Source organism: Sphingobium sp., assembly GCF_035511395.1.
Taxonomy (GTDB): Bacteria; Pseudomonadota; Alphaproteobacteria; order Sphingomonadales; family Sphingomonadaceae; genus Sphingobium.
In genome coordinates this window covers 1-9,192 of record NZ_DATKFP010000182.1, presented here as the reverse complement: position 1 = coordinate 9,192, position 9,192 = coordinate 1, and the positions used below count along the sequence as shown (strand labels likewise).

The following is a 9,192-nucleotide window of genomic DNA, read 5'->3' as shown; positions in this document are numbered from 1 at the left end:
GCGGCGGGTCAGCTCTTCCCGATCGATGATGGTGATGCTCTGCGGCGTCGCGATCAGCGGCGTGTCGGTCTTGGTGCCCGTGCTGGTCTTGTTGTCGTTGATGCCGGTAACGATGATCGTGTCGGCGCTTGATTCGGCGGCGTCCTCGGCCCGCGCAAGGCTGGGTGCCAGCAGTTGAACAGCGGCAGCTGCGGCCAGCAGCGCGGCCTTCCGGTGATAGTGCATAAACCCCCTGTGATTGCGATTGATAATAATTCGCGTTTGCTACTAGGGGCGGCTTTGGCTATGCGCAACCCCGCATGCCACAGGGGACCGGTATGAACCGCCAAAGCCTATTGCCATCCTTACTACCTTCGCGTCGCGCCTGGGGCATGGTGGCGCGTTGCGCCACAGCACTGATCGGGGGCTATGCCGCCGCCGCAGGAATCGCGTCACTGGGCGCGCGTCTGCTACCGATCGCGCGGGTGGAGGCCACGCTCTGGGGCATGATCCTTTCCTTCCTGATCTTCGCGGCTTTGGGGCTGTGGGCCTTTCACGAACGAAGCCTGCCGAAAGTGGCACTGGTCATCTGGAGCAGCGCGCTGCTGTCGGCCGGAACCACTATCGCATTGGGAGTACGTCCATGAGCAAGGCAGCGGTGGAGGAAAAGGGGCTGCGCCAGTCCATGGCGTGGATCCACACCTGGCTGGGCCTGCTGGCTGGCTGGATTTTGTTCGCCATGTTCCTGACCGGCACGGCAAGTTATTTCCGGCCGGAAATCACTCGCTGGATGCAGCCGGAACTGCGGCTGGCGCCGGTCGCCCCGCGCCAGGCAGCGGAAACGGCGGTCGCGCATATGCAAGCGACGTCACCCGATGATCAGCAATGGTATATTTATCTGCCTGACGATCGCACGCCCGAAACGCGCATCTTCGCCATGCCGAAGCCTGAGCCAGAAGCGAAGGCGCCCAAAAAGCGCAGCGCTGAGATCAAATTGGACCCGGCGACCGGTGCCCCGCTCAGTGCGCGGGAAACGCGGGGTGGCGAGCATTTCTACCGCTTCCACTTCCAGCTTCAGCTGCCCCATCCCTGGGGGCGCTGGCTGGCGGGGCTATGCGCCATCTTCATGCTGGCTGCGATCATTTCCGGGGTGATCACGCACAAGCGGATCTTCGTCGACTTCTTCACCCTTCGCTGGAACAAGGGGCAACGCAGTTGGCTCGACGCGCATAATGTTTCGGCGGTGCTGGCGCTGCCCTTTCATGCGATGATCACCTATACCGGTCTCATCACCCTGTTCGTCATGTATATGCCCTGGCCGATTGCGGCCAATTATCAGAAGCCGGCGGGTTTCTACACCGACGCCTATGGCACCGAGCCAGACGGCAAGGCACTGGGCAAGCCAGTGCCGCTGCGGCCGATCGGTCCGCTGGTCGACGCCGCAGCACGCGAATGGCAGGGCGGCCGTCCCCGTACGATCATCATTCGCAACCCCAATGACGCTGCCGCGACCGTGACGATCCTGCGTAGCGGAGCTGAGCGGCTGAACGCGCGTGGCGAGTCCATCACCTATTCGGGCGCGACCGGCGAGAAGCTGTCGCAATCGGCACCGCCCGGACCGGCGCTGACCACCGCTGGCGTGATGCTGGGTCTGCATCTGGGCAATTTCGCCGGGCCGGTGCTGCGCTGGATCTATTTCCTGCTGGGCCTGACCGGAACGGCAATGGTCGGGACCGGATTGCTGCTATGGACCGCGAAGCGGCGCAAGCCTGGTGCGAAACCCTTTTTCGGATTCCGCCTGGTGGAACGGCTGAACATCGCCACCATCGCCTGCCTGCCCGCAGGCATGGCCGCCTTCCTTCTCGCCAACCGGCTGATCCCGGCGGGGCTGGAGGGGCGAGCGGAACTGGAGGTGAAAGCAATGTTCTGGACATGGTTCGGGATGGCCGCGTTTAGCCTGTTGCGTCCGGTGCGGCGCGCCTGGGGGGAGGCTCTGACGCTGTCCGCCGCTGCCTTCGCAGCCCTGCCTCTGGTGAACATGGCGACGACCGATCGTGGTTTTCCCGCAAGCATTGCTAGCAGAGACTGGCTGTTCCTGTCCTTTGATATGGCCATGCTGGCCATAGGCGCGCTGCTGGCTTTTGGCGCCTGGCGTGCCGCTCGACCCAAGACCCAGCCGATGCCGAGGCGGCGATCGCCCCGGCCGCCCGCAATGGCTGCCGCCCCGGTCCGGGAAATCGCCGATGTCGCTTGAAACCGGCCTGATCAGCTATGCCGCACTTGCGAGCCTGGCGCTTGCTGTCAAGAAGCATCGCCCGTCGCCACCGCTCCCGGCGATGCCATCCCCGCGCGCGGCTCGACTGATCGGCTGGCTGCTGCTGGCTGCCGCTCTGGCTGTTGGGATATTGCGTGTCGGGCCGGAGCAGGGGATCGTCGCGTGGATTTGGCAGATGTGTATCGCCGGTGCGATCCTCGTGCTGCTCCTGTCGTGGCGGTCGCGGATGGCCTTGGCGCTTGCTGCGCCGGCTCTGCTCCTGGCGTCGCTGTTCCTCCTTATGGTGTAGTGAGGTCGGCGTTCTGGCTGACAAGCATTGGGTATGACCATGCAACGCCAGCCTGAAACAAGACATATCCATAAATATGATATTGAGAATCGATAGCGATTTTAGTAGGGCGCCCTGAAATCAACAGGGGGATCATATGAAAGCCTGCTCGCTCATTTCTACCAGCCTGCTGCTGTGCAGCACCTCGCTTCCCGCAGCGGCAATGGCCGCCACGGACGAGGCGCCGGCGACGCGGGACGACATAACGGTCACGGCGCATCTGCTTGACGCGCCGATCGCGGCGAAGGCGGACATTGCGCCGCTCGAAAGCAGCCAGGCGATTTCGGTCATTTCGCAGGAAATGTTGGAAGGGCAGGGCGTGCGTCGTATCGCCGACGCGCTCTTCAATGTCGCCGGCGTATCCCGCAGCAATAATTACGGCTTTTTCGACGGGTTCAACATTCGCGGATTCAATGCGTCCACAGGGGCGACCTATCTGGACGGCCTGCTCGACGACACCGGATATGGTACGTCGGAAATGACGGCGCTGGAACGGGTCGAAGTGGTCAAAGGGCCGGCATCCGGACTGTTCGGGCAGGGGCCGATTTCGGGCATGGTCAATCTTGTCAGCAAACGGCCGCAGGATCAGGTCTTCCTCGACGTGGGGCTGGCCGGCGGTTCCTATGATTTCAAGGAAATCACGCTGGACGCCAATGGGCCACTGGACGAAGCCGGCACATTGCTCGCACGCTTGCCGGTCGTCTATCGCGATCAGGATTTCTTCGTCCATTATTCCGGACAGCGCCGCATCTTTCTGGCGCCGTCGTTGACCTGGAAACCGGATGCCGACACCAGCTTGACGCTGCTTGGCCGTTATGTGGACGATCATATCAATCCCTGGTCTCCGACCACCGCCTATGGCACGGCATTGCCCAATCCCAATGGCAAGCTCAGCCGCCGTCTGTCGATCAATGATGGTGAACATCCGGCAGTCCAGAATAACGACTATTGGAATCTAGGCTATGTGTTCGATCATAAATTCAGCGAGAAGATCGCTGTCCATCAGTCACTGCGCTACCAGGATTTCCACAATAGCTGGGACAATTGGCTGTTTATCACCGGGATATCGGCCGATCGACGGACGGTGACGCGCGCTTTCTACGGGCCCTATGACCAACATGGTAAATATTTTCGCGTCGATACCAATGCCAGCCTGCGGTTCGATACCGGACCGCTCAACCATTATTTGTTGATCGGCGTGGACTATGGCCGACGATCGGCGCATGATACCAACCTTTACGATACCAGCATGCCCTATGCGCTGGACCTCTATGATCCGATCTATGGCACGGTCAGCACTCATAATCCGGCCGTTCCCGCGATGACCTACGCCATCGTTTCCAAGCAGCGCGGCATTTACGTGCAGGATCATATCAAGCTGGGCGAGTTGCTGACGATGACGCTGGGTGGTCGTTGGGACAAGGCGATCAGCCGCACGAACAGCAATGGCACCGCCAGCCCGGAAGTGAACGACAACGCCTTCAGTCCGCGTGCGGGCGCGACGCTGGCATTGAGCGATTGGGCATCGCTCTACGTCAACTATGCAAAATCCTTCAATCCGCAGGGCACATACCGATCGGCGGACGGCACGCCGCTGCCGCCCGAGCGGGGCGTCAATTATGAAGGGGGCGTGAAGTTCGCTAAGGCTGACGACAGCCTGACCGGCATGGTGACGCTGTTTGAACTGACTCGCACCAATGTGGCGACCGCGGACGCGGTACTGCCCAACGTCTACGTGTTGACTGGCGAGCAGCGCACGCGCGGTGTCGAGGCGGAGGCGGCATGGCGACCCGCGCCCGGCGTGGAGTTGACCGGCGCCTTCACCTATCTGGATGCTATCGTCACGGCCGACAATCGGTTGCAGGTAGGTTCCAGGCTCGGTTCCATCCCCCGTTATATCGCCAATGGCTGGGCGCGTTATACGATCCAGGATGGCGCCTTGGCCAATCTGGGCGCGGGCTTTGGCCTGCATCATGAAAGCAGCCGTATGGCGAGCACGGCGTCCGCCGTTGCCGGCGCAGTCGCGCCCTTCTCTCTCAAGGGTTATACGCTGGTGGACGGGGCACTATTCTACACGATCGATGACTGGTCGGTGCAGGCCAATATCCGAAACATCTTCAACGCCCGCTATTTCCCGACGGCATCGCTGACCCGGACGACACCCGGTGAGCCACGTACTTTCATGATCAGCCTGAGCAGGCGCTTTTGAGCTAGGCGCCTTGACCTTATTGCCTGCTTTGTTTCCAGTATGTCATTGATAGCGAAACCTTGCCGACCGCCTGACTCAACGGTGGAGGACGGCCAGGGGGTGCCGTGATGGGGCGTTTTGTGCCGCTTTCTGATCATTTGCCGAAACATGGTCGCGAACCGTGTTGCTTTCGATCATGCGTTACCCAATCGTCTGTCTACCCCCACTCAGCCAGCGTGGCCGGACGTTTATGCGGCGGAGTTGCAGGTCCATCCCAGTCTGATTAATGTTGCGTTGCTTCCACATCTGGGCAACGCCTCGATCAAGGTGCGTACCGCCATGAAAATGAAGTTTGCCCATAATCTCGATCATTTCCTTGCTGATGAGCCGCTGCTTGACCCCGTCGCTTGAGCGGGTTGCCGCGGCCACGCGGGAATGGCTGGCCAGAGCCAGCCGACCGCTGATCCTGGGTCTGTGTGGCGCGCAGGGATCGGGCAAGTCGACGCTGGCGGTGGGATTGAAAGCGCTGATGGCGCGGGAAGGGCGACGATCGGCGATCCTGTCGCTCGACGACCTTTATCTGGATGGTGCCGCGCGGACGCGGCTGGCAGAGGGGATCCATCCGCTGTTTCGTACGCGCGGCGTACCCGGCACTCATGACGTCGCGCGCGGTATCGCCATCTGCGAAGCGGTAAAGGCGGGCGCGCCAATCCTGCTGCCACGCTTCGACAAAGGGCGGGACGAACCTTTTAGCGACTGCGAGGCTGAAGCAGGGCCGATCGACCTGCTGATCTTTGAAGGCTGGTGCCTCGGCGCTCGGCCGCAGGCGGAGGAGGATCTCGCCGTGCCGGTCAACATGCTGGAGCGAAACGAGGACCCCGACCGAATCTGGCGTCGCCATGTCAATCGGCAGTTGCATGGACCCTATGCCGAATTGTTCGACCGGATCGATCGGCTGGTGCTGCTGGCAGCGCCTGATTTTGCGGTGGTGCGTAGCTGGCGTGGGCAACAGGAGGAGGCGTTGCGCGCGGAGCAAGGTGAGGCGGCCAAACGGGCGATGGATGCCGCCCAACTCGACCGGTTCGTGCAGCATTATGAGCGGCTGACCCGACATATACTCGTCGAGATGCCGGAACGGGCTGACCTGACTTTGTTGCTCGACAAAAAACGGCAGTTGATGATCTCTATATTATGATCCTGCTATTTGATGGCGGATTTGAGATGAAAGCGCGCAGGCTCTTTCTGCCATTCCTTCTTCTCAGACTATTACCGGGTCGCCGACACCGGCTAAGTCGGAAAAAAGCTGCCGTGAAAGAGATGGCAATCCCTAACCTCGATACGCCATAATCACAGCCTGATCAGATTCATCATTCCCAAAGTTGCAGAGTAATAGTCGCTGTCGTTCAGGTCAAACGGGACGTGGCGGCCCAGCAATCGACCCGCAATCGCGGATCCGCCGCTGGACAGGCTAAATGGCGCAACCTCTCCAGTGACCACATTGGTCCACGCAGGCAGCGATTTGCCTGACCGGATAAGAGAAGTCCAGTAACTGGCAATGGCATCGCATGAGGCACGCCGTCCGCTCATCATACAGTATAGCGGAACCCTTATGCCTTCGAAGCCGAAGACCGGGTCGCGTCCTTCGGCTGGTTCGACTTGCCTGTCGCCCTTGATATCAAGCCAATCGGCTGGGAGAGCCGATGGACCAAATCGAGCCAACTTCAGAAGTCGCAGGCCGTCATTTCTGAGCGGCCCCCAGCCGCGTGCATCGATCACTGCAAAGGCATCGATGGCCGGCCAGACATAATAGGAAAGATTCACCACGACCTTGTCATCATCGGCAAAGCCGACCAAGCCAGGTAGCAACAGGGTTAGACCCTGCCTCCGCGTGATCAGTTTCGTGGCGATCGAATCGCGAATTCTGGCCGATTGTTGCAGATAATCCGCCATGCCCCAGCGACGCCCAGCCAAAAGCAATGCCCACGCGATCAGAAGATCGCCGTCGGCGGCGTTGTTGGGATCCGCGACCGGATTGGACTGACCGGGAACATAACGCCAACTGTGCAGCGAGACATCCTTGCGCAAGAGAGTCTGGCTGGTCCAGCGTGCCATGGCTTCGAAGGCGCGGCGATCGCCAGCTGCCTGTGCCAATATCATGCCATAGCCTTGTCCTTCGCTATGGCTGACGCCTTTGTTGCCCGTATCGACGATTCTGCCTTCGGGCAGCAGGAAGCGGGCCTTGTAGCCGCTCCATAACGCCGGATCGATCATTGTATCACCAGACGGTGATCGGGCGCGGGCGCAACCCGTGGTGAAGGGAAAAGCAATCGCGGCCAAGAGTGAGCGTCGCTCAAACTCCATGGCGCAATTCCACATCGGCGCCATCCGATCGCAGGATTGTCGTCTCCAGCCGTTCGCCGCTGCCCAATTGCCGGAACCAACCATCATAGGTGCCTTGCAGGATGAAAGGTGCGACTTCGCTCCAGATCGCGCCGACATCGCCTTCCAGTGTGATAGGCAAGCCCCGGTGGAATATATCGATGCCCTCGTCATCCAGTTCGTAGTGGACCTGTCCCCAATTCAAATATTGCCAGATGAGCAAGCTGTGCTGCGTCAGTCTCTCCATCGTCCTTGCCGGGCCGATAGGATATATGGTGGCGATCCGATTCCCGACGGCCATGAAAAAGCCGCGCAATTGGTCAATGGTGGCGGTTCCGGCGATCTCGGCCAGCATGGCGCTTACAAGGCGCGCCAGAGGATCGACGCCGGTCGACATTGGGACAGAACCTTGCTTGTCGGCAGCGGAAAAATCCTTGGTGAACAACATCAATTGCCTCCAATGGCCTGTTTGAGGCCGATCAGCGTCTTGAATTCCTTATATTGACCAAAAGTGTTTATATTCAATTCGCCGCCGACCTTCGTATTGGGACTCACTTGATAGAAGATGGTTCCGTTCGCCGACAGGCCGAACCCTGTCTTGCTGATGCTGTCATATGCGGACCGAACGTCGCCATTCTGGCTTTTCAGGTAGTCGAGTACCGCTTGCGCTCCTGCCTCCGTCGGATAGACCGGCTCTCCCTGTTGGTCATAGCTTTGATAGCCCGGCGCCACACTGGCCTGGATGCTCATCGGCCCATTGTTGGACCAGTAGCGGATCGGGAAATTGACGCTCAGGAAGCTTTGCGGGCTGAAATACCCGCCATGACCGTAGGTGAAGTAATTCTGATTATTGTCGTAATTCTGATAGTTGACGTTGAAGCCGACGGAAACGCCGGAATGTGCGTTCTGCCACGCGCGCAGATAACCCCCGGCATTGATCTCTATGCTGTCATTGTCGCGAACGGCGGTTCCGTCATAATGATAATAGGAACCATCGGCATAGACCCCGTTTCCATTTCTGTCATACGATAGAGACAGGCCGCCGCCGCTTTTCATGACCGCGCCCCAGAAGGAATTGGAGCGGGGATCGGTCGTGCCGGCATAGGCGATGATGCTGTCGGTAACGGGTTTGCGATCGGCCCAGACCCGGACGGAGGCATATTGTGACAGGCGCGGTGTAGCTTCGATCTTGCCCGTTATATGCTCCTTCTCGAAACCGAGCGGCGTGGTACCCGCTTCTACTCTCAGAAGATTGCTGACGTAGCTGGCCGTGATGGCAACTCCGCTTTCATGCTGGGTTTCGGCATTGGTCAGCACCGAAGCCAATTCATCGACAATGGCCTGCGCTTCCGGCGTGGCATTGGTGCCGAAACGGGCGAGGCCGGATCCGGTGGGACGTCCCGAATCCAGCACCACTGCTGTCGCCTTGATGCCCGCGCGGCCTCCCCCAACATTGGTGGACAGTTGCGCGCTGCCGGTCATCTCCCGCAATTTGCTGAGGTCGGTTTCGCCCGAGCGCGAACGATAGCCAGTGTCGACATCGACGCGCGGACCGCTTTCATTGGCGGCGCTCTGCAACTGCTGGTCGATCTCGGCGAGCACGGGGTCCGATGGTCCGTTGCCGGCGTAGGGATAGGCCTGCGTCACAGAGGCCATATCGTTCATGGTTCCCGGCATGGCGTTCGGGGCCGCATAATTGCCGATGGCGGGAGCGGGGCGATTGCCGGCGGTCGAATAACCATCGCCGACAAAGCTGCCATAGGTGGATTCGGCGGTACTGCCGGACATTGCGAAGCCCGGATTTGCCGTCTGCGGGCGCGCAAAGCCTACGGGCGGAGCATAGGGGGCCGATATGGCGGATGCGTTGCCGCTCAGGGCGAAGGGGTTGACGGGTTGCGGTGCGGCGGCGGCTCGGAAGGGATTGGCCGATTGCGGAGCCGCCGCAAAGGGGTTGCCATTCGGCATCACCGCTCCGGGTGCGATGCCCGATTGCCGCATGTAGAGCGTTTTGGCGGTTTTGAGATATCGGCTCGCCTCGCTGTC

At 60.4% G+C, this 9,192-nt stretch carries 10 protein-coding genes; 6 read left to right on the top strand and 4 right to left on the bottom strand.

Annotation, left to right across the window (positions count from 1 at the left end):
• The coding region (locus VMR39_RS12405; protein WP_325416291.1) for a hypothetical protein at nt 1-225 on the bottom strand (225 nt) is incomplete at its 3' end.
• Nucleotides 226-317: 92 nt separating this feature from the next.
• Here VMR39_RS12405 and VMR39_RS12400 point away from each other — a divergent pair.
• From VMR39_RS12400 to VMR39_RS12375, 6 genes are all read left to right on the top strand, one after another.
• Nucleotides 318-626: a ketohydroxyglutarate aldolase gene (locus VMR39_RS12400; protein ID WP_325416290.1), complete on the top strand. Its 309-nt coding sequence runs from the start codon at nt 318-320 to the stop codon at nt 624-626.
• The gene (locus tag VMR39_RS12395; RefSeq protein WP_325416289.1) at nt 623-2,233 is read left to right on the top strand and encodes a PepSY-associated TM helix domain-containing protein; all 1,611 of its coding nucleotides are present in this window, start codon (nt 623-625) and stop codon (nt 2,231-2,233) included. The genes VMR39_RS12400 and VMR39_RS12395 overlap by 4 nt, the downstream gene beginning before the upstream one ends.
• A complete protein-coding gene (locus VMR39_RS12390; protein WP_325416288.1) occupies nt 2,223-2,543 on the top strand; it encodes a DUF3325 family protein in 321 nt (106 codons plus the stop codon). The genes VMR39_RS12395 and VMR39_RS12390 overlap by 11 nt, the downstream gene beginning before the upstream one ends.
• A gap of 136 nt (nt 2,544-2,679) precedes the next feature.
• The gene (locus VMR39_RS12385) at nt 2,680-4,791 is read left to right on the top strand and encodes a TonB-dependent siderophore receptor (RefSeq protein WP_325416287.1); all 2,112 of its coding nucleotides are present in this window, start codon (nt 2,680-2,682) and stop codon (nt 4,789-4,791) included.
• Between the two features lie 147 nt (nt 4,792-4,938).
• A complete protein-coding gene (locus tag VMR39_RS12380; protein ID WP_325416286.1) occupies nt 4,939-5,181 on the top strand; it encodes a hypothetical protein in 243 nt (80 codons plus the stop codon).
• A complete protein-coding gene (locus VMR39_RS12375; RefSeq protein ID WP_325416285.1) occupies nt 5,165-5,965 on the top strand; it encodes a kinase in 801 nt (266 codons plus the stop codon). The genes VMR39_RS12380 and VMR39_RS12375 overlap by 17 nt, the downstream gene beginning before the upstream one ends.
• Nucleotides 5,966-6,117: 152 nt before the next feature.
• Here the strand turns inward: VMR39_RS12375 and VMR39_RS12370 are convergent, their stop codons facing one another.
• From VMR39_RS12370 to VMR39_RS12360, 3 genes are all read right to left on the bottom strand, one after another.
• Nucleotides 6,118-7,041: a glycosyl hydrolase family 8 gene (locus tag VMR39_RS12370; RefSeq protein WP_325416284.1), complete on the bottom strand. Its 924-nt coding sequence runs from the start codon at nt 7,039-7,041 to the stop codon at nt 6,118-6,120.
• A 79-nt stretch (nt 7,042-7,120) separates the two neighbouring features.
• The gene (gene bcsD, locus VMR39_RS12365) at nt 7,121-7,597 is read right to left on the bottom strand and encodes a cellulose biosynthesis protein BcsD (RefSeq protein WP_325416283.1); all 477 of its coding nucleotides are present in this window, start codon (nt 7,595-7,597) and stop codon (nt 7,121-7,123) included.
• The coding region (locus VMR39_RS12360; protein WP_325416282.1) for a cellulose synthase subunit BcsC-related outer membrane protein at nt 7,597-9,192 on the bottom strand (1,596 nt) is incomplete at its 5' end. The genes bcsD and VMR39_RS12360, both read right to left, overlap by 1 nt.